Annotated in this window: 23 protein-coding genes; 15 read left to right on the plus strand and 8 right to left on the minus strand. The window is 42.7% G+C overall.

Features of this window, described 5'->3' with window-relative positions:
- The 14 genes from HUK62_RS01305 to galE all read left to right on the plus strand — a co-directional run bounded on the left by HUK62_RS01305 (position 1) and on the right by galE (position 15,019).
- Complete coding sequence (locus HUK62_RS01305; protein WP_176536879.1) at positions 1–1,173, plus strand: oligosaccharide flippase family protein; 1,173 nt, start codon at positions 1–3, stop codon at positions 1,171–1,173.
- Positions 1,173–1,760, plus strand: a complete 588-nt coding sequence (locus HUK62_RS01310; protein WP_176538423.1) for an acyltransferase — start codon at positions 1,173–1,175, stop codon at positions 1,758–1,760. Before HUK62_RS01305 ends, HUK62_RS01310 begins: the two co-directional genes overlap by 1 nt.
- Positions 1,761–1,865: 105 nt before the next feature.
- Positions 1,866–2,417 (plus strand): acyltransferase, encoded by a 552-nt coding sequence (locus HUK62_RS01315; RefSeq protein WP_176536880.1) that lies wholly within the window; start codon positions 1,866–1,868, stop codon positions 2,415–2,417.
- A 15-nt stretch (positions 2,418–2,432) separates the two neighbouring features.
- Entirely contained in the window at positions 2,433–3,554 is a 1,122-nt protein-coding gene (locus tag HUK62_RS01320) for a glycosyltransferase (protein WP_228723724.1), read from the plus strand.
- Positions 3,551–4,642, plus strand: a complete 1,092-nt coding sequence (locus HUK62_RS01325) for a glycosyltransferase (protein WP_176536881.1) — start codon at positions 3,551–3,553, stop codon at positions 4,640–4,642. Before HUK62_RS01320 ends, HUK62_RS01325 begins: the two co-directional genes overlap by 4 nt.
- On the plus strand, positions 4,642–5,778 hold the full coding sequence (locus HUK62_RS01330) for a glycosyltransferase family 4 protein (protein WP_176536882.1): 1,137 nt from the start codon (positions 4,642–4,644) through the stop codon (positions 5,776–5,778). Before HUK62_RS01325 ends, HUK62_RS01330 begins: the two co-directional genes overlap by 1 nt.
- A gap of 2 nt (positions 5,779–5,780) precedes the next feature.
- On the plus strand, positions 5,781–6,380 hold the full coding sequence (locus HUK62_RS01335; RefSeq protein ID WP_176536883.1) for a sugar transferase: 600 nt from the start codon (positions 5,781–5,783) through the stop codon (positions 6,378–6,380).
- Positions 6,373–7,029 carry an acetyltransferase gene (locus HUK62_RS01340; RefSeq protein WP_176536884.1) on the plus strand — a complete coding sequence of 219 codons (657 nt, stop codon included), beginning with the start codon at positions 6,373–6,375 and terminating at the stop codon, positions 7,027–7,029. Before HUK62_RS01335 ends, HUK62_RS01340 begins: the two co-directional genes overlap by 8 nt.
- Positions 7,030–7,047: 18 nt before the next feature.
- Positions 7,048–8,223 (plus strand): DegT/DnrJ/EryC1/StrS aminotransferase family protein, encoded by a 1,176-nt coding sequence (locus HUK62_RS01345; protein ID WP_176536885.1) that lies wholly within the window; start codon positions 7,048–7,050, stop codon positions 8,221–8,223.
- Between the two features lie 57 nt (positions 8,224–8,280).
- Positions 8,281–10,149: a nucleoside-diphosphate sugar epimerase/dehydratase gene (locus HUK62_RS01350; RefSeq protein WP_176536886.1), complete on the plus strand. Its 1,869-nt coding sequence runs from the start codon at positions 8,281–8,283 to the stop codon at positions 10,147–10,149.
- Positions 10,150–10,188: 39 nt separating this feature from the next.
- Positions 10,189–11,061: a UTP--glucose-1-phosphate uridylyltransferase GalU gene (galU, locus tag HUK62_RS01355; protein ID WP_176536887.1), complete on the plus strand. Its 873-nt coding sequence runs from the start codon at positions 10,189–10,191 to the stop codon at positions 11,059–11,061.
- Between the two features lie 19 nt (positions 11,062–11,080).
- Complete coding sequence (locus HUK62_RS01360) at positions 11,081–12,337, plus strand: UDP-glucose/GDP-mannose dehydrogenase family protein (protein WP_176536888.1); 1,257 nt, start codon at positions 11,081–11,083, stop codon at positions 12,335–12,337.
- Positions 12,334–14,007: a glucose-6-phosphate isomerase gene (pgi, locus tag HUK62_RS01365; protein WP_176536889.1), complete on the plus strand. Its 1,674-nt coding sequence runs from the start codon at positions 12,334–12,336 to the stop codon at positions 14,005–14,007. The genes HUK62_RS01360 and pgi overlap by 4 nt, the downstream gene beginning before the upstream one ends.
- On the plus strand, positions 14,000–15,019 hold the full coding sequence (galE, locus tag HUK62_RS01370; RefSeq protein ID WP_063454453.1) for a UDP-glucose 4-epimerase GalE: 1,020 nt from the start codon (positions 14,000–14,002) through the stop codon (positions 15,017–15,019). The genes pgi and galE overlap by 8 nt, the downstream gene beginning before the upstream one ends.
- 72 nt (positions 15,020–15,091) lie before the next feature.
- Here galE and HUK62_RS01375 read toward each other — a convergent pair whose 3' ends face one another.
- From HUK62_RS01375 to ribBA, 8 genes are read right to left on the minus strand one after another with little or no spacing between them, the layout of a single operon-like run.
- Positions 15,092–16,462 carry a phosphomannomutase CpsG gene (locus tag HUK62_RS01375; RefSeq protein WP_176536890.1) on the minus strand — a complete coding sequence of 457 codons (1,371 nt, stop codon included), beginning with the start codon at positions 16,460–16,462 and terminating at the stop codon, positions 15,092–15,094.
- 59 nt (positions 16,463–16,521) lie between these two features.
- On the minus strand, positions 16,522–18,360 hold the full coding sequence (gene glmS / locus HUK62_RS01380; protein WP_176536891.1) for a glutamine--fructose-6-phosphate transaminase (isomerizing): 1,839 nt from the start codon (positions 18,358–18,360) through the stop codon (positions 16,522–16,524).
- A gap of 12 nt (positions 18,361–18,372) precedes the next feature.
- Complete coding sequence (glmU, locus tag HUK62_RS01385; RefSeq protein ID WP_176536892.1) at positions 18,373–19,737, minus strand: bifunctional UDP-N-acetylglucosamine diphosphorylase/glucosamine-1-phosphate N-acetyltransferase GlmU; 1,365 nt, start codon at positions 19,735–19,737, stop codon at positions 18,373–18,375.
- Positions 19,738–19,757: 20 nt separating this feature from the next.
- Positions 19,758–20,279 carry a phosphatidylglycerophosphatase A gene (locus HUK62_RS01390; protein ID WP_125274156.1) on the minus strand — a complete coding sequence of 174 codons (522 nt, stop codon included), beginning with the start codon at positions 20,277–20,279 and terminating at the stop codon, positions 19,758–19,760.
- Positions 20,257–21,174 (minus strand): thiamine-phosphate kinase, encoded by a 918-nt coding sequence (gene thiL, locus HUK62_RS01395; RefSeq protein WP_176536893.1) that lies wholly within the window; start codon positions 21,172–21,174, stop codon positions 20,257–20,259. Before thiL ends, HUK62_RS01390 begins: the two co-directional genes overlap by 23 nt.
- Before the next feature lie 12 nt (positions 21,175–21,186).
- Complete coding sequence (nusB, locus tag HUK62_RS01400) at positions 21,187–21,642, minus strand: transcription antitermination factor NusB (RefSeq protein WP_004684291.1); 456 nt, start codon at positions 21,640–21,642, stop codon at positions 21,187–21,189.
- Between the two features lie 4 nt (positions 21,643–21,646).
- Positions 21,647–22,117 carry a 6,7-dimethyl-8-ribityllumazine synthase gene (ribE, locus tag HUK62_RS01405; RefSeq protein WP_004684294.1) on the minus strand — a complete coding sequence of 157 codons (471 nt, stop codon included), beginning with the start codon at positions 22,115–22,117 and terminating at the stop codon, positions 21,647–21,649.
- 18 nt (positions 22,118–22,135) lie between these two features.
- The gene (gene ribBA, locus HUK62_RS01410; protein ID WP_058868641.1) at positions 22,136–23,251 is read right to left on the minus strand and encodes a bifunctional 3,4-dihydroxy-2-butanone-4-phosphate synthase/GTP cyclohydrolase II; all 1,116 of its coding nucleotides are present in this window, start codon (positions 23,249–23,251) and stop codon (positions 22,136–22,138) included.
- A gap of 517 nt (positions 23,252–23,768) precedes the next feature.
- On the opposite strand from ribBA, the gene HUK62_RS01415 reads away from it, so the two are divergent.
- Positions 23,769–25,163, plus strand: a complete 1,395-nt coding sequence (locus HUK62_RS01415; RefSeq protein ID WP_176538425.1) for a methylenetetrahydrofolate reductase C-terminal domain-containing protein — start codon at positions 23,769–23,771, stop codon at positions 25,161–25,163.
- The last annotated feature ends 2 nt before the right edge of the window (positions 25,164–25,165 follow it).

A 25,165-nucleotide genomic window follows, 5' to 3' on the forward strand; every position in this document is an offset into this window, starting at 1 on the left:
ATGATTGCGCGTCTGTTCGCCAAATACCAGTCGATTGGTTTAATCACCACCAGTTTATTAGTGGGGGCGATAATGACATTTATCGCCCTGCCTTTTTTAACGCGCTTATACTCAGTTCAAAATTTTGGTGAATATGGCATTGCTTTAGCCATCGTTAGTGTTTTATCTACGGTAGCAAATTTGCGTTTAGATCAAGCGCAATTGGTCGCAGAACAACAGCATCAAAAAAGCCTCATTTTCGAAGGTGCGGTTTTTGCGACCGTTATTTCATTGCTTTCAGCAGGTGTTTTGAGTTGGTTCTTTGATGGACCGATGATCTGGGCAATTTGCAGTGGAATACTTGCCAATACCTTGATTCAAAGCCTTTATAACTATAAGTTTTCAGTACATGCCGAATATTTCTGCGCAGGGCTGAATATTTTTAGAAGCTTAGTTGTGGTGGTGGTGCAGTTAAGCTTGCCTTTATGGATGAATACTAGCTTGGTTGGTAGCTATGCGGTAAGCTCACTGATTATGCTGCTTATCGTCGTGCTTTATATTCTGAAAAATCACCTTTATACCGTGAGTTGGCAGGCATTTAAACATTACAAAGATTTTATCTATAGCAATACGCCGCATGCACTTCTAAATAGCTTTTCACATAATCTTCCCTACTATGTGGTTTCACATTTTGTCGGTGTACAGGCAATGGGTTTTTACGCCATTGTTGAACGCACGCTCCGTGTCCCAATTAACCTAATGTCGCAAACCCTTCGCCAATTTTTTATTCGCAAATTGAAACATGCGCACACCAATCGTCAGGCTTTGCAAAGCAGTGTGATTCTAAGCCTGATTTCATTGCCATTTTTTGCAGTATTTTTTGTATTACCTGAAAGTGTTTATTTGTGGGCTTTTGGCCATGAATGGGTTGGTATTTCAACCTATTTCCAAATTTTGGCATTGGGCTATTGGGCGGTCTTTTGTAATCCGCCTAGTTCAGCTTATCTGATTGCGAAACGAAACAGCCAAGTTTTGTTTAGACTGCAAATTGTGGAATTGATTTTAAAGTTCGTTTTGTTTGCTGCGCTCTATACCATGATGAATGATAAAATTTATATGCTTTTGGCTGTTCCCGTAGCACTCATTTTTTATAATTTTTCCATTTTATATGTGGTGTGGAGAGCAAAATTGTGATGTTTTTTAAAACTTTGAAGTTGCTCAACTGGTTCTCTGCACAGTGCCGTAAAGCGCTGTATAACATGGCATTTTCAAGTCAGTTTAAATATTTTGGGAAGCGTACCAAGCTCGATATTAGCGGTGCCGTGAGTATCGGAAAAAATGTCTATATTGGAGATGACGTTACGATTATTGTGGAACAAGGTGCCTCTCTTGGTATTGGTGATCACAGTTTTATTGGTGAAAGTTGTTATATCAAATGTTTTGGCGGCAAGATTGAAATTGGACAGAATGTCAGTATCAACTCCAAATCGTTTCTCAATGGCTGTGGTGATCTAAGCATTGGGGATAATACCCGGATTGGTACGCAAAGTATTATGATCGCCAGTAACCATAAGTTTGATGATCCTGAGGTTTTGGTCAAAGACCAAATTACCAAACAGGGGATCCAAATCGGTGAAAACATTTGGTTTGGTGCCCGAGTAACCGTGCTTGATGGTGTCAATATCGCCAATAATGTGGTGGTTGGCGCCTGTTCATTGGTGAGTAAAAGCATTCCAGAGGCGGGTGTTTACGTGGGAACACCTGCGAAAAAAATAAAATAAAACTCTGTTGGACAGAGCATATCCGTGTTGCACAATTGAGAGTAAAATAGCCCATTGCAATACTTTTGTCGCACATTTATCTATTTATCTTGGGTTTTTTGATACATGGCATTGATTCAGTCAATTTTCAACACAGTGTTTGATTTAACCTATTTTATGTCCAAGGGCAGTATTGCCTACGCGCGTAAAAAAGGTGTGACTGTTGGTGAGCATTGTCGAATTTATATCAAGAGTTGGGGTTCTGAACCTTTTCTGATTCATCTAGGAAATCACGTTACAGTCACCTCAGGCGTCAAGTTTATTACTCATGATGGTAGTACTTGCCTCGTTTATGATGCGCAAGGTAAACGTTATCAACGTTTTGCCCCTATTCATGTGGGTTCTCATGTTTTTATTGGGGTCAATAGCATCATTATGCCGGGGGTCACGATTGGTTCAAATGTGGTGATTGGCGCAGGTTCAGTGGTGACGAAAGATATTCCTGATAATAGTGTAGCAATTGGTGTACCTGCCAAAGTGGTGAGCAGTTTTGATGATTTCCAAGCTAAAATCAAAACCACTTGTGCCAGTGATTCTGATCTTGCAGAGGTTCAGGACTATACTCAACGTGTGCAGCGTGCGATTGAGCTTCAAGCACAAAAACAATCTCAGCTTTAGGTTTAAGTGGGTTTTATGATGTTGAATAAAGTGATGTTCTTTTTACCAACACTGGGTGGTGGAGGGGCTGAGCGAACTGTCATCCAGTTAGCCAATAGTTTTGCTGAGCAAGGTATTCAGGTGGATTTGGCTGTCTGTAATATACAGGGTGAAAAGGGAAAATTACGTCCTGAGGTTAGTACTAAAATCCAACTGCTTGATTTGAACTGTGGGCGAGTGGTGAATGCTTTGATGCCACTGAAACAACAATTAAAAACAGGGCAGTACGTTGCAGTCGTTGCCACCCAAACCCATAGCAATATTATTTGTGCCTTTGCCAAGAAACTGGCTAGAGTCAAAACTAAATTAATCTTCCGTGAAGTATCGACACCTTCGAAAAATATGAAACTGCAAGGTTTTTCTAAGTTTGTCTTGAAAAGCCTCGTGAACTATAGCTATCCCATGGCGGATCGCGTGGTTTGTGTATCCAATGGGGTGTTAGAGGATTTTCGTGAATACTATGGCTATCAACAGTCTAATTTAGTCACCATTTACAACCCCGTGATTGATGACAGTTATTTTGTCAAACTTCAAGCACCTGTAACGCATCGTTTTTTTGAGCCTAATCTTAAAGTCATCATGGCGGTTGGACGTTTAACAGAAGCAAAGAACTTTGCCAATTTAATTCGTGCCTTTGCTAGGTTACATCAACAGCAGCCGAATACCCGATTGATCATTTTGGGTGAAGGTGAGTTGCGTCAGGAACTGGAACATTTACGTGCTGACTTGGGTCTACACGATGTTGTGGATTTACCCGGTTTTGATGCCAATCCTTATGCTTACTTCAAATATGCTGAGTTGTTCGTATTGAGTTCAAATTGGGAAGGTTTGCCAGGTGTGCTGATTCAGGCGCTAGCTTCAAAAATTAAAGTGGTGAGTACCGATTGTCCAAGTGGCCCGATGGAAATTTTGGATAATGCCAAATTCGGCTTATTGGTGCCTTGCGATGATGCACCTGTATTAGCAGAGGCTATGCAGCAAGCGCTTTGTGCAGACGGTGTGCAATATACTGCGGCTGAATTTGAACAGCACTGTCAGCAGTTCCATAAAGATACGGTATTGCAACGCTATGCTCAGATGATGGGGTTGGCAGTATGAACAAACCTGTGGTTGTACATGTGATTACCAACTTCGCAGGTGTGGGTGGCGCTGAAATGATGCTGTCCCGTTTGGTTGCGCAAACGCAGGCAGAGTATGAACACATTATTATTTCATTAATGCATGTATCCAATGTTTATGCCGAAACCTTGAAGCTGTGCTCTTCACACTACAGTTTAAATTGGAAGGGTATAAACAGTTTTAGTGTCATGCTTAAACTCAGAACACTACTGCAACAGATTCAACCAAATGTGGTACAAGGTTGGATGTACCATGCCAATGTGATGACCAGTCTAAGTCTGTTGGGTATGCAACAAAAACCACCTGTTTTTTGGGGGGTTCATCATTCACTGGCATCACCTAAAGAAGAGTCGCTGAGTACCAAAGTGGCATTAAACCTCAGCAAGATTTTCTCTCAGCAGCCGAAAGGCATTGTGTATTGTGCGCATTCATCCCTTGAGCAACATCAAGCGTTTGGTTTTAACAATGCAAATCAGCAGGTGATTGCCAATGGTGTTGCCTTAGATCAGTTTCAAGTAAATGAGCAATTGCATGAACCGATCACAATTGGTTTTGCAGGGCGCTACCATACAGCTAAAGGATATGCATATTTATTGCAAGTGATTGCTGAACTTAAAGATCAGCCGATTATTTTTAAAATTGCGGGGAGTGGTGCCAATTTAGACACCCCTGAAATCAAACAAGCGTTTGCTGAGCATCAGTTAGATCCACAAAAAGTACAGCTCTTCGATCAAGTCTCGGGTATGCCGGCTTTTTATCAATCGTTGGATGCTTTTTTGATGACTTCGATTACGGAAGGTTTTCCGAATGTTTTGGTCGAAGCGATGGCATCAGGTTTACCTTGTATCACGACAGATGTTGGGGATGCCAAATATATCGTAGAAGATATGGGTTGGGTGGTTGCGCCACGCGATGTAGCAGCGTTGAAAGCGGCTATTTTAGAATATGTAAAATTGTCGCAGGCTGATAAGCACAGTTTAAAGCAACAAACACGGGCGCGGGTAGAGCAGAACTTTAGTATTCAGCACGTGAGCCAGCAATACATGACGGTATGGAGACAAGGTTGATGAAATTTTTGATGATCAGTAGTTATCTACCGTCTGTACTGAACTTTCGCGGTAAATTGTTAGAGGCGATTCATGCTCAGGGTTTAGAAATACATGTCCTAGCGCCCGACTTACAAGACTATCCTGATGAACTGAATCAATTGCAGCAATTGGGTTATCAGGTGCATACGGTGCCCATGCAACGTACAGGAACCAACCCAATTCAAGATCTCAAAACTTTAAAAACGATGTATCAGCTAATTCGCCAAATTCAGCCTAATTATGTATTGTCTTATACTATCAAACCAGTCATTTATGGCACATTGGCTGCAATGTTGGCAAAAGTGCCTCATCGTTTTGCCTTGATTACGGGTTTGGGTTATGCCTTTCAAAATGCGGAATCGGGTAAACGCAGTATTTTTCAAAAAATGGTGCATGGTCTATATGCACATGCACTCAAACATGCCCATAAAGTCTTTTTTCAAAATCCAGACGACTTAAAATTATTTCAAAGTATGCAACTCGTATCGCCTCAAAAACCGACGGTGGTGGTGAATGGTTCTGGGGTGAATGTGCAGGATTTTGCAGTACTGGATTTGCCTAAAAATGAACACGGACAAGCAAAGGCTTCTTTCTTGCTCATTGCTCGTTTATTGGGGGATAAAGGCGTACGCGAATATGCGGAAGCGGCTCGCATCATTAAAGCAAAGCATCCAAAAGTCGAGTTTCATTTGGTGGGTTGGATTGATGAAAATCCTGCTGCAATTGCGCAAGCCGAACTAGATACGTGGGTGGCAGAGAAAGTCGTCAATTATTGGGGTAAACTTAGTGATGTACGACCTGCAATTGCAGCCAGTTCGGTCTATGTACTGCCATCTTATCGCGAGGGTACACCTCGCACCGTACTTGAGGCGATGGCGATGGGGCGTGCCATTATCACCACCGATGCTCCGGGTTGCCGAGAAACAGTGATCCATGGTCAGAATGGGTATTTGGTGCCAGTGAAGTCGGTTGAAGAGTTAGTGCAAGCTATGCAAACTTTTATTAATGACCCTCAACTGATGGTACGTATGGGACAGCGTTCGCGTGAAATCGCTTTAGAGAAATATGATGTCCATCAAGTGAATGCCCACATGATGTCTGAGATGGGAGTTTAAGCATGCTGAAACGAATTTTAGATGTCGTAATCGCCTCAACGGCTTTGGTGTTGTTATCTCCTGTCTATGCGCTGGTGGCGTATAAAGTAAAAAAGAATTTGGGTTCTCCCGTACTTTTTCGCCAAACGCGTCCGGGCCTATATGGACAGCCGTTTGAAATGATTAAGTTTCGCAGCATGAAAGATGCACTGGATACCGCAGGCAATCCGCTACCCGATAGTGAGCGTTTAACGCCTTTCGGTAAAATGCTACGTGCTACCAGTTTGGATGAAATGCCGGAGTTATGGAATGTGATTAAAGGCGATATGAGTATCGTGGGGCCACGCCCTTTGTTGATGGAATATTTGCCTTTATATAATAGCGAGCAAGCCAAACGCCATGAGGTACGTCCCGGCATCACGGGTTATGCGCAGGTGAATGGACGTAATGCCATTTCATGGGAAAAGAAGTTCGAGCTCGACACATGGTATGTTGAAAATCAGTCCCTCTGGCTTGACTTTAAAATCATGCTAAAAACTGTTAAAAAAGTGCTCGCGAAAGATGATATTAGTGCAGAGGGTGAAGTGACCATGCATAAATTCACAGGCACTAAACATGACTAAGCTTTATGCAGTATATGGGGCTTCGGGTTGCGGGCGGAGCTTAATGCCTGTAGCACGTCAACAATTAGCACGTGAAAGCGATGCTTCAGAAATTGTATTTATTGATGATGCCTTGGAATCGGTTGCAGAAGTAAACGCTCATCGTGCCATGAATTACCTCGCATTTTTAAATGAAACGGCTTCAGAAAAATACGTACAAATTGCCATTGCCAATAGTCATGTACGAGAAAAGATCGCTCAGCGTTTAAAGATGGATGGCATTCAGCTTTGGTCGATCATCGCGGACAATGTCGTTCTAATGGATCAGCTTGAGCTCGATGAAGGCTCTGCTTTAAGTCCATTTGTCACCATTGGCTCAAATGTCAGAATCGGTAAGTGTTTTCAAGCCAATTTATACAGTTATGTTGAACATGATTGTGTGATTGGTGATTTCGTCACGTTTGCACCGGGCGTAAAATGCAACGGTAATATTCATATAGAAGACCATGTTTATATTGGTGCAGGTGCCGTGATTAAACAAGGCACACCTGCGCAACCTTTGGTGATTGGTCGTGGTGCTGTGGTGGGTATGGGCGCTGTGGTGACCAAAAGCGTGCCTGCGGGCGTAACAGTGGTGGGAAATCCTGCCCGTATACTGACCAGTAAATGATAAATTTAGGAAAAACTCATGTTAAACACTGCATTTGAACCGTGGCCAAGTTTCACCTCAGCTGAAGCAGATGCGGTGTCAAAGGTCCTTTTATCCAATAAAGTCAATTATTGGACAGGACAAGAGTGCCGTGAGTTTGAAAAAGAATTTGCACAGTTTGCAGGAACCAAGCATGCAGTTGCCGTGGCCAATGGCACAGTCGCACTGGATTTGGCCTTAAAAGCTCTTGGCATTGGCACAGGCGATGATGTGATCGTCACTTCACGGACATTTCTTGCATCTGCCAGTTCAATTGTGACGGCTGGTGCCAATCCTGTTTTTGCCGATGTTGAGCTGGATTCACAGAATATTTCACGCCGTACCATTGAAGCTATTCTTACTCCGAAAACTAAAGCCATTATTTGTGTACATTTGGCGGGTTGGATGTGTGATATGGATCCGATCATGCAGTTGGCTGAGGAAAATGGGATTTGGGTCATCGAAGATTGTGCTCAAGCCCATGGTGCATTCTATAACGGTCAATCCGCAGGTTCAATTGGGCATATTGGCGCATGGTCATTTTGCCAAGACAAGATCATGACCACAGGTGGTGAAGGCGGTATGGTCACCACCAATGATGAAAATTTATGGAAAAAAATGTGGTCATATAAAGATCACGGTAAAAACTTTGACAGCATTTATAACAAACAGCACCCGCCCGGCTTTCGTTGGTTACATGACAGCTTTGGCACCAACTGGCGCATGATGGAAATGCAGGCTGTCATCGGACGCTTACAACTCCAAAAAATGCCAGAATGGACGCAAGTGCGTAATGCGCATATGCGTCGCGTTTTAGCAAGTTTTGAAAATAACCCTTATTTTACTGTGCCAATGCCACCTGCGAATTATGTTCATGCGGCATATAAGGCTTATGTACAAGTGAATACAGCACAATTGCCAGAAGGTTGGTCACGTGATCGCATTATGGCGGAAATTAATGCACTGGGTGTGCCATGCTTTAGTGGTTCATGTTCAGAAGTGTATTTAGAAAAAGCCTTCGATGGAACGCCGTGGCGTCCTGAGCAACGACTGGTTAATGCCAAAAGCTTGGGAGAAAGCAGTTTAATGTTCTTGGTACATCCGACTTTGTCTGACAGCAATATGCAAAAAACGGTGGATAGTATCCAACAGGTGATCTCACAAATCTCCATGTGAAACAGCGTATAATTTGTTATGCAACTTTTTGCCTTTATCTAAACCATTGAGCCCATCGTGAAAGACATTATCCGAGTCATTGCATCTTTGCCGCGCCGTCAAAAACAAGCTGTTTTAGTGGTCATGGATATCTGTGTTTTGCCTTTGATGATGTGGCTGGTTTATGCCATTCGACTAGCCAAACCCAATGTTCCCGTGATGGAAGGCTTAGATTTCTGGTATCTGTATGTCGGTGTTTTTGGTGTTGCAATTTTTGCCTTACTCGGCATTTATAGCGCGATTGTACGCTCCTTCAATGAAGACTATTTGCTACGGATCTCGATTGCGACATTTATTCAAATTGTTGGGTTATATGCGGTTAAGAAACTTGGTTTAGCCTTTATTCCTATGAGCATTCCGCTCATGTACGGCTTTGTGCTGTTTTCTTGGATGTGGTGGAGCCGTGCTGTGATTCGCTATGCCACACTGCGTACTTTTGTGAAAAAGCAAAATCGTAAACGTGTCGCGATTTATGGTGCAGGGCTTGCGGGGCAACAAATTGCGGCCGCATTATATCGCTCGGATGACTATTTGCCCGTCTGTTTTATTGATGATAAAGCTTCGTTGCAAGGGCAGTCTTTAAGCGGACTAAAAATCTTTTCACCCAAAAAGGCACTCGGAGCATTTCGTAAGTTTCACATCGAAGAAATATTACTGGCTATGCCATCTGTAAGTCGTGCACGTAAAAAAGCAATTATTGAGTCTTTTGAACCGTCTAATGTCAAAATTATGGAGCTGCCAGGAGTTACCCAACTGGTAGGAGGGCGCGTTCAAGTCTCCGACATTAGAGAAGTTGACATTATTGACTTACTGGGACGTGATCCAGTACCACCAAAGTTAGCCCTTTTAGAAAAAAATATTAAAAATAAAGTGGTGATGGTAACAGGTGCAGGTGGATCAATTGGTTCAGAACTTTGCCGTCAGATCGTGAAGCATCAACCCAAATGCCTTGTTTTATTTGAAATGTCTGAATTTGCACTGTATTCCATTGATCGCGAATTACAAAACGCAGGTGTAGAAGTAGTGCCTATACTAGGTTCTGTGACTCACCAAATAAAGTTGGAACGTATATTGCAAAACCATGCTGTGCAAACGGTTTACCATGCAGCAGCTTATAAGCATGTTCCCTTGGTTGAGGCCAACCCCTTTGAAGGGATCTATAATACTTCAATTGGTACGGCCCGTAGTGTTGACGCTGCTGTGGCTCAAGGGGTAGAAACTTTTGTCCTGATTTCTACTGACAAAGCTGTACGCCCAACCAATGTCATGGGTGCATCGAAACGGATGGCAGAATTGTATTGCCAAGGTTTAGCTGCCACAAAACCGCAAACACAAATCAGTATAGTTCGTTTTGGTAATGTATTAGGTTCATCAGGTTCTGTCGTTCCTTTGTTCAAAAAACAGATTGAAAAAGGTGGACCTGTTACAGTGACTCACCCTGAGGTGACTCGTTATTTTATGACCATTCCTGAGGCTGCGCAGTTGGTGATTCAGGCGGGGGCAATGGGAACAGGCGGAGATGTTTTTCTACTGGATATGGGTGAACCCGTTAAAATTGTTGATTTGGCTAAACAGATGATTCGTCTAAGTGGGTTTAAACCTATGGATGAAAAAGGCTTAGGGGATATTGCACTTCAGTTTACGGGACTTCGACCAGGTGAAAAACTGTATGAGGAGTTGTTGATTGATCATAAGGACACTCAATTAACTGAACATAGCCGAATTTTACGGTCTTTTGAAAAATATTTTTCTTTAGATGAATTGCGGCCTATTTTTGAGAAAATGTCTGATTTAACCGCAATTGACCAAGATATTGACTGGGCCTTATCTCAGTTAGAGCATTATGTCGATGGCTATCAACGTAGCAGTGAAGTTAGGGTAAACTAAGTCTTAATGATGTAATGAACACAAATGTCTGGATCGGTGATGACAATTAAAAAAGCAATTCTTCCTGTGGCGGGTCTTGGCACCCGTTTTTTACCTGCAAGTAAATCTATTCCTAAAGAGATGGTGACGGTGGTTGATCGACCAGCTATTGAGTATGTGGTACGTGAAGCTGTAGCTGCTGGCATTGAGCAAATAATTTTAGTCACACATTCATCTAAAGCATCGATTGAGAATTATTTTGATCGTAACTTTGAATTAGAGACGACACTTGAGCAGAAGCAAAAATTTGATTTACTCAAAGAGATTAAGGATATTCTGCCCGCACATGTCAGCGTAGTCAGTGTGCGCCAGCCGCAACCCTTAGGACTTGGACATGCAGTTTTATGTGCAAAGTCGATTGTGGGAAATGATGATTTTGCTGTGCTGTTACCTGATGTTCTAGTTAAAGATGCTGATCTAACTAATGATTTGAGCTTAATGATTCAGCGTTTCAATGAAACACATGCTTCACAAATTATGGTTGAAGCGGTGCCTGACCATTTGGTCGATCAGTATGGTATTGTTGATGTAGCTTCTGTACCCAATGAAGGTCAAAGTATAGTGATGCAAGGTATTGTTGAAAAACCAGCAGTGGGTTCAGCGCCTTCTAATTTATCTGTGGTTGGCCGTTATGTGCTTCCAGCCAAAATTATGCAATTGTTAGAACAAACACCGAAAGGTGCAGGTAATGAGATTCAATTAACCGATGCAATTGCCATGCTACAACAGACCAATACAGTTGAAGCCTATCGTATGAAAGGTCAAACTTTTGATTGTGGTAGTAAACTGGGTTATTTAAAAGCCGTTCTACATTATGGGGTTGATCACCCGACTTTGGGTGAGGCATTTAAAGTGCTTATCCAAGAGCTTTAATGATCAGCGGGAAACTCTTATGAAAGTTGCAGTATTTGGACAAACCCTGTATTCAGGTGTTATGGCGGCATTGCTAGCTGAATGTGGACATCAGGTCTTTTGGTGCGATATCTTAAAAAGGCCGGCTTCAGAGCAAGCCTATACCCAAGATGATGCTGTGATCAATCTACTCTATAAGCAAGAAAAAAGTGGATTTCTGCAATACTGCAATTTTAATGCGATTCCTCTCGATATCGATGCTTACTTTTTTAGTCTGAGTCCGACTGAAGAATCACAAGGCATTGAAATTTTAAAAGAACTCAAACAGCGGCCTATTATTCATCCTAAATTGATGATCAATGCCTCGACTTTAGGGTTACATGGCACTGAAAAATTTGAAAAAATATTATCGGACGATGATTGGGTGTATTTGCCTGACGTAATCCAAGAAGGTAATGCTTTACAAAGCTTCGTGCAGGCAAAACAACTGACAGTTGGTTGTTCAAGTGCAACGAGTCAAATTAAAATTCGAGAGTTACTTCGTCCTTTATTTCCAAGAGAACAACAATATTTGTTTATGCCCGTTTTAGATGCCGAGTTTACTAAACTTAGTGTTTCAGGCATGTTGGCAACCCGCATCAGTTATATTAACGATTTAGCTGTGGTGGCTGAAAAGCTAGGTATCGATATTGAGCATGTACGTCAAGGCTTGGCGGCGGATAGTCGAATCGGGGCTTCATATCTTTATCCAGGTGCTGGCTTTGGCGGTGAAAACTTCTCTCATGATGTTTTAACATTAGCAAATACTGTTTCGGGGACTGGAGCGAAGAGCCAATTATTGGCACAAGTTTGGGATATCAATGAGCAGCAAAAAGAAATTCTCTTTCGTAAATTATGGAATTATTATCATGGGGATTTAGCGGGTAAGGTGATTGCGATTTGGGGTGCATCATTTAAAGAAAACACGTCTCGCATTCAGCAATCTCCAATTCATGCCATGTTAAAAGCGCTTTGGGCACAAAATATGGTGGTCAAATTGCATGATCCTCAGGCATTGGCCGAAATTGAAAAACATTATGGGCATCGAGAAGATTTGATTTACTGTACCGATCAATATGAAGCAGTTGAGGGAGCACATGCTTTGTGCTTATTAACCGCTTGGAAGCAGTATTGGAGCCCTAATTACCCAGAATTACTCAAAAAAATGCAGCACCCACTGATTCTAGATGGTCGCAATATTTATGATCCATGCTATGTCAAAGCCCAAGGCTTTGCCTATCAGGGAGTAGGGCGATGAAGCATCAAAATAAACCATATCCCGTTGAAGATATTAATACAGCCATTGCCCGACTGCAGGGCTTGAAAGATCATTTTGAACAGCATCATCTGAATGATCTTTTTGCAGATGATTCGACTCGTTTTGAGCAGCTCTCTGTCGTATTAGAGCCGATTATTTTTGATTTTAGTAAACATCGTATTGACCGAAGTGTAGTTGATTCTTTAGTACAGTGGGCGCAAACACGAGACTTAACCAACTGGATTAAAAACTTATTCTCAAGTACAGCAATTAACTATACTGAACAGCGCTCAGCCATGCATTGGGCTTTACGTTTACCAAAATGTGATCAACAGCATCAGGCTATTGCGGATCAGGTTCATGAACAATTGCAAAAAATGTATGGATTGGTCAACAAAATTCACGAGGGCCAATACCGTGGCGCGACTGGTGAAGTGATTCAAGATGTGGTCAATATTGGTGTGGGGGGGTCTGACTTAGGGCCGCTGATGGTCAGCCATGCTTTATCTGATTTTAAAAAATCGACACAAAAGCCTTTAAATCTGCATTTTGTTTCAACAATAGATGGAAGTCAGCTTTCAGAACTTCTGCATAAGCTTCGTCCAGAAACCACATTATTTATTATCTCGTCAAAGTCATTTGGTACGATTGATACCCTCTCCAATGCGCAAACGGTACGTCTGTGGCTTGAAAAAGCATTAGGTCAAGAGGCTCAAACCTTAAAGCACCATTTTATTGGCGTATCGACCAAGCCTGAAAAAATGACTGCTTGGGGGATCGCGCCAGAGAATCAATTTTTATTGTGGGATTGGGTGGGTGGTCGTTATTCTTTATGGTCGTGTATTGGACTTCCAATTGCTTTAACTATTGGAGTGAATGGATTTAAGCAGTTTTTAGCGGGTGCTTATGCCATTGACCAGCATTTTCAAAATGCCACTTTTGAGCAGAATATTCCTGTCTTGATGGGGCTTTTAGGGGCTTGGAATAATAATTTCTTAGATATTCAAACCCATGCTGTTTTACCGTATGACGGTCGCCTCAAGTACTTTGCATCTTATCTACAGCAGCTTGAGATGGAATCGAATGGTAAGTCGATCCAACGCAATGGTGAAAAAGTTGAATGGGATACCTGTCCGATTGTATGGGGCGAGGTGGGACCCAATGCGCAGCATGCATTTTATCAACTGTTGCATCAAGGGACACATTCGGTGAGTTGTGACTTCATTGCACCAATACAACGTTATAACGCAAATCAGTTTACCTATGTGGATAATGCTGAGGCATTAATTGAACAACATCATTTGGCACTTTCAAATTGTTTAGCACAGTCACGTTTATTGGCATTTGGCAATCAAGCGCTAGATCAGAGCGAATTAGCCTCTTTGCCTGAATATAAAAAATATGAGGGTAACCAGCCTAGTACAACTATTTTAATGCAGGAGCTCAATCCTTATAGCTTAGGTATGCTTATCGCGATGTATGAACATAAAGTATTTGTACAATCCGTACTTTGGAATATTAACCCTTTCGATCAATGGGGTGTTGAAAAGGGCAAGGAAATTGCCAATCAGTTATTGCCCATTTTAAATGGTCATCAACAAGATCTATCTACATTAGATGTTTCGACTCAGGGTTTATTAAAAATCTTATTAGGAAAAATAGATGGCTAATATTTTAGTGACTGGTGGGGCGGGTTATATCGGTTCACATACCTGTGTTGAACTCCTTGAAGCTGGACATGATGTGATTGTGCTCGATAACCTTTCTAATAGCTCGGAAGAGTCGTTAAAACGTGTTCAGGAGTTAACTGGAAAAACGCTTAAGTTTATTCAGGGCGATATTCGTAATCAAAGTGATTTAGATCAAGCTTTTTCTTCCAATCGCATTGATGCAGTGATTCATTTTGCAGGGTTAAAAGCAGTAGGTGAAAGCCAGCAAATACCACTGACTTATTTTGATCATAATATTTCAGGTTCAATCCAGTTAGTGCAAGCGATGGAGCGTGCACACGTTTTTAACTTGGTGTTCAGTTCATCTGCAACTGTTTATGGAGAAGAAAACTCACCGCCATATCAAGAAAATATGGTTTTGGGGATGCCAAACAACAATTACGGCTATACCAAATTGATTGTAGAACAGTTATTAGAAAAACTGTCAAAGGCAAATGATGAGTGGTCAATTGCCTTGTTGCGCTATTTTAATCCTGTGGGTGCACATAAAAGCGCTCAAATTGGTGAAGATCCTCAAGGAATTCCAAACAATTTAATGCCTTATTTGACACAGGTTGCAGTGGGATGCAGAGAAAAACTGTCTATTTTTGGACAAGATTACCCAACTGATGATGGAACCTGTGAAAGAGACTTTATTCATGTGGTTGATTTGGCAAAGGCGCATGTTTTAGCTGTTGAAAATAGACTGAAGCATAAAGGTTGTCGTGCGTGGAATATTGGGACAGGCATTCCAATTTCAGTATTAAAAATTAAAGAGACTTTTGAAAAAGTGAATGGCGTTATCGTTAATTCCGAGTTTGTTGAGCGAAGAGCTGGTGATTTAGCATGCTTCTATGCAGATGCTTCAAGAGCCAATCGAGAATTAAACTGGACACCTGAATTGACATTAGAAGATATGTTAGCAGACAGTTGGAATTGGCAAAAGCAGAATCCCACAGGCTACAAAGCATAATTTTCTATAAGATTTTTCCGCACAATAAAATAGGCACTTAAGGTGCCTATTTTTATATTTAAAACCGAGAAATTAATTTTGAATCAACCGAGTCAATTCATCAACATAGTCTTGCATCGGCTTTGGATGTTGGTCTAAACGAGTTTCAATATTTAAACGTAATAGGGGCTCTGTGTTTGAAGCACGTACGTTAAAGCGCCAAGCACCAAAATCTAAACTTACGCCATCTGTGTGGTCAATACTTGGATTTTGATTTGCGAAATGGTCAAAAAGCTTTTGAATTGTGATTTGAGTATCTGCGACTTTAAAATTGATTTCCCCAGAGCAAGGGAATTTAGTGATCATCTCTTCAACCAATGAGGACAATGATTGTCCAGTTTCAGACAGTACAGAAACAACCAACAACCATGGAATCATTCCACTATCGCAATAAGAAAAATCGCGGAAATAATGGTGTGCAGACATTTCGCCGCCATAAACGGCATTGTGTTCGCGCATTTTGTCTTTAATGAAGGAATGCCCTGATTTCGACTGAACAGGGATGCCTTGATATTTCTCTACGACATCAAAGGTGTTCCAAATCAGACGTGGGTCGTGGACAATTTTTTCGCCTGATTGTTTCAGTAAGAAGGCTTGTGCTAAAAGGCCAACAATATAATAACCTTCAATGAATTGGCCTTTTTCATCAAACAGGAAACAGCGGTCGAAGTCACCATCCCAAGCAATACCCATATCTGCGTGATGTTCAAGCACAGCATCGCGTGTGCTATCACGATTTTCAACTAAAATTGGGTTGGGAATGCCATTGGGGAAATGACCATTGGCTTCATGGTGAATTTTAATAAATTCAACAGGGATATTTAGGGCTTTAAATTTTTCTTCGATCGCATCAATGACATGACCTGCGGCGCCATTTCCTGCATTTACGACCAATTTTAATGGGCGGATTTTTGCAGGATTAATATACCCCATAAGGTGTTCAATAAACTCAGGCAGAATATTATATGGTGTGGTTGAGCCTTTTTGCGTGACTTCTGTAAATGCCCCCGATTCTGCTAAGGCTTGGATTTCTGCCAGACCACTATCTGCACCAATAGGGCGCGCTTGTTCTCGAACCAATTTCATCCCATTGTAATCCATGGGGTTATGGCTCGCCGTAATCTCAATACCGCCTTGAACATCGAGATGAAATGCACCAAAGTAAACCTCTTCTGTACCTGTCATACCAAGATCAAGGACATCCACCCCAGCATCATTTAAGCCCTGAATAGTGGCTTGTTTGAGACTTTCACTGGTCAGACGGATATCGCAACCGATAACTACAGTTTTGGGTTGATAAATTTGTCCATAGGCACGGCCAATTTTATAGGCAATTTCTTCATTTAGCTCTGTCCCGAGCTTGCCACGAATATCATAGGCTTTAAAGCAGGTAAGTTGCGACATATGCAATTCTCTATTTAGATAAAGAATAAAGGCTGGATATCCAGCCTTTATTTAAATAATTATTCTACAGTGACCGATTTAGCGAGGTTTCGAGGTTGGTCGACATCTGTACCACGAAGGACTGCAACATGATAAGACAGTAGTTGTACCGGCACGCTATAAACAATAGGAGCGAGTATGGGGCTAATGCTTGGTACATAAACCACATGCTGACGGTCTTTGGCTTTAATGCCGCTATTTTCATCGGCAAAGACAAAGAGTTCACCACCACGGGCTTGAACCTCTTCCATATTCGATTTGAGTTTATCGAGCATGTCATCTTTCGGTGCGAGAATGACCACAGGCATGTCATTGTCGACTAAAGCGAGCGGACCATGTTTAAGTTCACCTGCGGCATAGCCTTCAGCATGGATATATGAAATCTCTTTGAGTTTCAATGCCCCTTCGAGTGCGATCGGGAAATTCGTGCCACGACCTAAGAATAAGCAGTGCTGCTTCTCTACGAAAAGTTCAGATAAACGTAAAATTTCAGGGTCATTACGTAAGGTATCTAAAATCACTTTGGGTGTATGCCAAAGTTCAGCCGTAATCTCCGCCACATGTTGTACAGAAATGCTATTTTTGATCGTACCGATTTTTAAGACCAATAACATGAGTGCCGCAAGCTGTGTGGTAAATGCTTTGGTGGATGCAACACCAATTTCAGGACCTGCAAGAGTTAGTAAGCTATGGTTGGTCTCACGCACCATAGACGATGTTGCGACATTACAAATGGTCATGGTGGTGATGTCAGCAGCTTTTGCTGCAGCACGCTTTTGGGTATCACGCAGTGCGGCTAAGGTATCAGCAGTTTCACCAGACTGTGAAATGCAGACATACAGAGTGTGGTTGACAATGACAGGGCTGCGATAGCGGAATTCGCTCGCAATTTCCACTTGGCATGGTAGATCAATCAGTTGTTCAAACCAATATTTGGCAATCATCCCTGCATGGTAGCTGGTCCCGCAGGCAATGATTTGGATTTGCTGAATTTTCGACAAATCGGAAACAGCATTGGCAAGAAAGTCTTCACGCAGTGCATTACCATTTAAGGCTTGAGAAATGGTTTGTTGAATCGCTTCGGGTTGCTCATAAATTTCTTTGAGCATGTAGTGCTTATATTCACCTTTAGATGCGGTGCTCACAGTCGCATCTAACTCTTTCACAGGACGTTGAACTAATTGTCCAGCGACAAAGACTTCGATGCTATTGCGGGTTAAACGTGCAATATCACCTTCTTCGAGGTAAATAAAGCGGTTGGTGATTGGTAGTAAAGCCAATTGATCTGAACTGATAAAGTTTTCGCCAATACCGACTCCAATGACCAAAGGTGAACCTTCACGCACGGTAATCAGTTCATCGGGATGGTCAGTATGTACAATACCTAGTGCATAAGCCCCTTTAAGCTGAGGCACGACTTGTTGCACAGCTTCTAGCAAGCTTGGAGTTGACTTTAAAGCATCCTTCACCAAGTGAGCGACCACTTCGGTATCGGTCTGTGAGGTAAATATATAGCCTAAAGCTTCAAGATCATCTTTAAGTTCTTGATAGTTTTCAATAATACCGTTATGGACTACAGCAACATCGCCAGAAATGTGCGGATGTGCATTATCTTCAGTGGGTTTACCATGGGTTGCCCAGCGGGTATGCGCAATACCCAGAGAACCGAGAATACCCGATTGATTAACGGCTTCTTCTAAATTGGAAACTTTACCGACACGTCTTTCGCGTAAAACTTGGCCTTGATTGACTAGCGCTAAACCGGCAGAGTCATAGCCGCGATATTCAAGGCGCTTTAAACCTTCAATTAAAATATTGGTAATACTACGTTCTGCAACGCCACCGACAATACCGCACATAGTCTAATCCTCTTATTTCTTCATCTTTTGTGGACGTTGATAGTTTTCTTTTGCAACTTGCTTAGAGCGCTCTACCGCTAAACTATTCTCTGCAACATCACGGGTAATGGTTGAACCTGCACCGACGGTTGCGCCGTTGCCAATGGTGACAGGTGCAACCAATGAGCTGTTGGAACCAATAAATGCAGCATCACCAATGATGGTTTTAAATTTATTTGCACCATCATAATTACAGGTAATAGTCCCAGCACCAATGTTCGAGCCTGTACCAATTTCAGCATCACCTAAATAGGTAAAGTGGTTGGCTTTTGAACCGAAGCCAATACTGGTGTTTTTGACTTCAACGAAGTTACCAATATGCACTTCAGCCGCCAGTTTGGCACCTGGGCGTAAACGGGCAAAAGGACCAATCTGCGCATCTTCACCGACCATAGCATTATCAAAGATGCTATACGGCTGAACTTTTGTACCTGCCGCGATCTTGGTATTTTTGATGATACAACCTGCACCAATTTCTACATGGTCGCCGAATTCACATTCGCCTTCAACAATCACATTGATATCGATGCGGACGTCTTGCCCCACTTTTAAATTGCCACGTAGGTCAAAGCGACTTGGGTCAATCAGATGGACACCTTGCTGCATCAGCTTTTTGGCTTGATCTGTTTGAAATTGACGTTCTAATGCGGCGAGCTGAATACGATCATTCACTCCTTCAACTTCGAAGGCTTGTTCAGGCTCAACCGATGCGACTTGCATCCCATCAGCTAAGGCCATTGCTACAATATCAGTCAGGTAATATTCACCTTGCGCATTGTTATTGCTGAGTTTAGGTAACCATTCGTGCAATTTGGCATTGCTGACACAGTAAATACCTGTATTAATTTCTTTAATCTGGTGCTGCTCTGTGGTCGCATCCTTATGTTCAACAATCGCCTGAATCTGACCATTCTCACGCACAATACGGCCATAACCAGTTGCATCGGCTAAAGTTAAAGTCACTAGGCCAATGCCTGTCTCGGCTGTTGCATTGAGTAATTTTTGTAGTGTGTTTTGAGAGATGCAAGGCACATCACCTGATAAAATCAGTGAGCTGCCTTCCTGTGGAAGCACAGGGAGTGTCATTTGCACCGCATGACCTGTTCCGAGTTGTTCTGCTTGTTCAACCCATTTAATGTCTTGATCTGCAAAAGCTGCTTGAACCCGATCGCCACCGTGACCATAGATCGTAATGATGTTTTCAGCGTGGATTTTTTTTGCTGTTTCAATCACATGACCGAGTAAAGGACGTCCTGCAAGTGGTTGTAGTACTTTGGGTAAAGAAGAACGCATACGTGTTCCTTTACCTGCAGCAAGAATAATAACAGTCGTTGACATGTTCTAATCCTAAAAATGGCCTAAGCCACAGTGAAATAAAAATAAATCCAAATACAAAGTGCAGCCCATAGTCCTGCAATTAGGTCGTCGAGCATAATGCCAAAACCACCTTCGACTTTTTGGTCAATGACACGAATCGGCCACGGTTTCCACACATCAAAAATACGAAATAAAATAAAACCCAGCAGCAGCCAGAGCCAATTCATTTGCCCTAAATATAGAACAGGTAAAAAGGTGATGGACTGGCCAGCAAACTCATCCCATACGATACGTCCATCATCATGTACGCCCATGACTTTGGCAGTATGCCCACAGATATAAATGCCGATAAGAGACATGAGGATAATGGCAATAATGGTGTTCGATAGGCCAATTGCAAGCCAAATCGGGACGAACAGCAGCGCAAAGGCAGAACCGAACGTGCCTGGTGCTTTGGGTGTTAGCCCTGAGCCGAATCCTACACCGCAAAATACGATGAAACGGTCGTACCCAGACATCTGACGAAAGAGGATAGGAGGCTTATGCAAAGTGTTGATATCCATTAAATTGCAAGGAATGGTCTAAGCCATTTTGTTGAAAACGCAGACCAATTTCGGCATCAATTTTTCCAATGACACTGATGCTGCTATGGTTTTGTTGTTGCAAAAGTTTTTCATAATTCTGCGGACTTATTGTAAAGCATAATTCATAGTCATCGCCACCCGCCAAAGCATATTGCCATTGTTGTTCTCGTGTTAAATCTTGTAGAGCGGTGTTGATGGGCAGTTGATCAAGTTGTAGGGTCGCGCCCACATGGGATGCTTTTAAGATATGACTTAAGTCTTGTGCTAAGCCATCGGACACATCAATCATACTGTGCGCCAAGCCTTTGAGTGCCTGACCTAGTTCACAGCGTGGGGTAGGGTAGTCTAAACGTTGTTGGAGAGGGTGGCCTAAGTGTTGCAAGGCAAAAGCAGCATCACCGACCGTACCACTGACACAAATCAAATCACCCACTTGAGCGGCAGAACGGGTGACGGCTTGACCGATATCGACCCAGCCCAGTGCAGTCACGGAAATGGTGAGATGTGGGCTTTGGGTGGTGTCTCCACCAATTAAACTCACTCCAAATTGATCACAGCAATCATATAAACCCTGACTAAAGCCTTTGAGCCAGTCATGATCAATTTGGGGTAAGCTCAAGGCCAGTAAAATACTCTGAGGTTTCGCGCCCATTGCGGCGATATCAGATAAATTGACTGCGACAGATTTCCAGCCAATTGCATGTGGGCTGGTATCAAGCGGGAAGTGACGTCCAGCAACCAGAGTATCGGCGCAAATGACCAATTGTTGCTGTGGTGGTGGGGTGAGCAAGGCTGAGTCGTCACCGACGCCTAAATCGACAGAATGAGGGCTCTTACGATTAAAATAGGTATCAATGATCGAAAACTCAGCCATACAACAAATCTACTACTGTGAGTTCGCTTGTTGCTTTTCTGCTGCACGTAAAGTCGTCGCTAAACGGTCTAATACACCATTGATGTATTTATGGCTGTCGGCACCGCCAAAATGCTTAGCAAGCTCGATCGCTTCATCTAAAACTACGCGATATGGGACTTCAAGGTGTTCCTTGAGCTCATATGCGCCTAAACGAAGAGTTGCTAGTTCCACGCCGTCAAGCGCAGAAACTTCGCGATCAAGCACAGGGATTAAGAGCGCATCCAATGCTTCATGATTGGCAACCACTTGGGTTAACAATTCATGATAATAGCTCAGATCCACTTTGTGCATGGCATTTTCCACACGCGTACGTGCTTCAATTTCATGAACTGGATTGTGGCTCATTTGCCATTCGTAAATTCCTTGTACAGCAAAGCGACGTGCTTTACGTTTTGCTGCATAAGTTGCTTGCAATGTTTGCGACATAGCGTTAAATAGCCTTTAACAAGTTAACCATTTCAATTGCAGTAAGAGCAGCTTCGCCGCCTTTATTACCTGCTTTTGTACCCGAGCGTTCAATCGCTTGTTCGATACTATCCGTAGTCAATACACCATTAATCACTGGAAGACCAGATTCTAGGCCAACCACGCCTAAACCTTTGGCACATTCACCTGCAACAAAGTCGAAGTGAGGTGTGCTACCACGAATCACAGCACCCAGTGCAATGATGGCATCAAAGCGTTCAGACGCCACTAATTTTTTAGCCACGACAGGAAGTTCCCACGCGCCTGGTGCATGAACAACAGTGATATTATCCTCTGATACACCATGACGTTTCAATGTATCAATTGCACCTTCTAATAGATGTTCGACAACAAAACTATTAAAACGACCCACTAAAATCGCATAACGGCCTTCGCTAGCGAGATGTAACATACCTTCAATACGGCGAATTGCCATAGCAACCTCGATGATTTTTTAAGTTGTTTGATGTGCGGTGATATATTCCACCACTTCTAAATTAAACCCAGAGAGTGCATTAAAGCGTAAAGGTGAGCTCAAAAGCTTCATCTTTTCTACGCCCAAATCACGTAAAATTTGTGCGCCCACCCCAATGGTTTGGTACTGCTGAGATAAAGCAGCATTGGATTTGGTTGGTTTTGGTGCTGTAAGGCTGTCTAGGGCTGGGCCTAAGTCTTGTAAATGACGCTGCCCAATCCAAACCAAAACCCCACGATCGCTGCTTGCGATTTCTTGCAGGGCTTTGTCGAGATTCCATGCTGGCTCGCCGTCCTTTTTATTGAACTTAAGCAAGTCACGAACAGGGTTGAAACCATGAACACGAACGGTGGTTACCCCTTCTTTTGGTTCACCTTTCACCAAAGCCAAGTGAATATCTGGGTTGCCCAATTCGCGGTAACGATATAAGTCAAAAGTGCCATATTCGGTATCAATACTTTGCTGATCAATCCGTTCAACCGTTTGTTCATTGGTCATACGATAGTGGATCAGATCCGCGATAGTGCCAATTTTTAAACCATGCTTTTCAGCAAAAATTTCAAGATCGGCACGACGCGCCATCGTGCCATCTTCATTGATGATTTCACAGATGACTGATGCAGGCTCTAAACCCGCTAGACGAGATAAATCACAACCTGCTTCGGTATGACCTGCGCGGTGTAGAACGCCACCAGGCTGCGCCATCAATGGGAAAATATGACCTGGTTGAACGATGTCTGATGGTTTGGCATGTGCTGCTACTGCCGTTTGAATGGTATGCGCACGTTCCGCAGGTGAAATCCCTGTAGAAATCCCTTCTGCCGCTTCAATGGAGAGCGTGAAGTTGGTGCCATGTTGTGCGCCATTGGCATCGACCATCAAAGGAAGATTCAATTGTTTACAGCGATCACGGCTGAGCGTTAAGCACACCAAACCACGGGCATGGGTGATCATAAAGTTGATGTCTTCTGCGCGAACATGGGTTGCTGCGATAACTAAATCACCTTCATTTTCACGATCTTCGTCATCCATCAGGATAACCATTTTACCTGCACGGATATCTGCAACTAGCTCTTCAACGGTATTGAGCGGCATCAACCTTCACCTTCATCGTTGTCGCCATAGACGACATATCATTTGTTTTCATTGGCACATAGTTTAAGCTTTTTTCAGGCTTTTGCCTATGTGCGAATTATTTCCTTAAGTCGTTCATTGTTATACACAGTCAGTCCCAGCTTGAAAAGATGCCTTTATTTTAAAAAGCTGAAATGTGCTCAGGCTTTAAATAATTGAAAAGCATAAAAAAACAATCTTATCGAAAATAAGTCAATCGGCGTAGTAAATAAGGGGTCTAGACAAATGTTGCGCTATTGGCGGCGTGTGGTTGAGCGTTAGAGTACCTTTTTTTTGAAATTGACCATCAGGTTCATTTTGAGCAGGGTGCTGCAACTGATCAATCAGATCGGGGTGGATATTTGTGCTCACTCATCAGGTAGAGGACGAGTCAAAAAAATATTGAATCTGCCGTAGTGAATAATCAGACGATTCGTCATCTATTTTTGATTTGTACTATAATTCTTCTTTTTTAATCCTCTGGATTATTTCTTCTGTGATGTCCCTACTTGCTCAATATTTTGCACAGCAACAATTTTGCGTATTGGTTGAATACTTAAGCTCGCACCAAGCCCAGTGGCCTGTGAAAACTCAATTTGCAGGTTTTCCTGCGGCTATGACTCTGGCTGATCGGGTGCATGCAGATGACGATGAAGCGCCTTTGCAAGTCGCCAAACAGTATCCACAAGAGATTGAGAAAGTCATTCACTTTTCAGGGAAGGCACGGGATATACAAGACTTTGAGCAGTTTTTGCAAGATGCAAAGACACAGGGTCAAAAGAACCTGTTGCTTTTAACAGGCGATAAATTAAAACAGCACCACTATAGCCATGACCTAAAGCCGCGAACACGTTATTTGGAGTCCGTGAATGCTGTCATGGAAGCCAAACGCCAAGGCGGTTTTCATATTGGTGTGGCGTTTAATCCGTTTAAATATGCTGAAGCGGAAAAAGAGGCGCAATATCTGAAACTGCATAAAAAGATGAAAGCAGGGGCTGATTATGTGATTACCCAATTGGGCTATGACATGACTGCTTTGCAAGATGCACATGCATTTTTGGTGCAGCATCAGTATGCTCAGAAAATTTTAGCTTGCGTCATGCCACTGACCTTGGCACGGGCCAAGTTTATGCTGAAACATAAAGTGGCTGGCATTGTGATCACCCCGCATATGTTACAGGTGTTGCAACAGGAAAAAGAACAGGGTTTAAGTGATCGCGTTTATGTGCGCTGCGCATTACAGATTCTAATGTGTCGACATTTGGGTTTTGCGGGGGTGCATTTATCGGCTTGCAATCAGCCTGAAGAACAAAGCTTACTGGAGCGTTATATTGAAGAATATCGGCACTTGAGTTTTGCTGAGTGTGAACAACTTTGGAATACGCTTTGGCAGGTGCAAACCGGTACAGAGTTTCATCCGAAGCTGACTTATTATTCACGGCCTGCGACCTCAAGTCAGATTATTAAATACCAACATCTGCATCTGATGCATGATGCTTTATTTGAATCTAAATTGGCCAAAGGGGTGGGGCGGTTTATTTTTAATTTCAATGTTTGGGATCACTCGCGTGCCAAACAAGCGTTACTGAAAACAGAACATTTGAGTAAGCATGCGGTGGTGGGCTGTGAAAGTTGCGGTCAATGCCGTTTAGGCGAGACTCTGTATATTTGCCCAGAAACTTGCCCCAAAGGCTTGGCCAATGGGCCCTGTGGTGGAACCAGCTTAGACCGTTGTGAATTTGGTGATCGTGAATGCATTCATTCAGTCAAAGCACGCTTAGCCAAAGCCGTTGGACAAACCAAGATATTAAAAGAAAAGCTGATTCCGACCGTGTCGATTGCGGTGCGTGGAACCAGCTCTTGGAAAAATTGGTATGTGGAGGCTGCGGGCTAAAA

This window comes from Acinetobacter sp. NEB 394 (assembly GCF_013374795.1).
In the GTDB taxonomy this organism is placed as follows: domain Bacteria; phylum Pseudomonadota; class Gammaproteobacteria; order Pseudomonadales; family Moraxellaceae; genus Acinetobacter; species Acinetobacter johnsonii.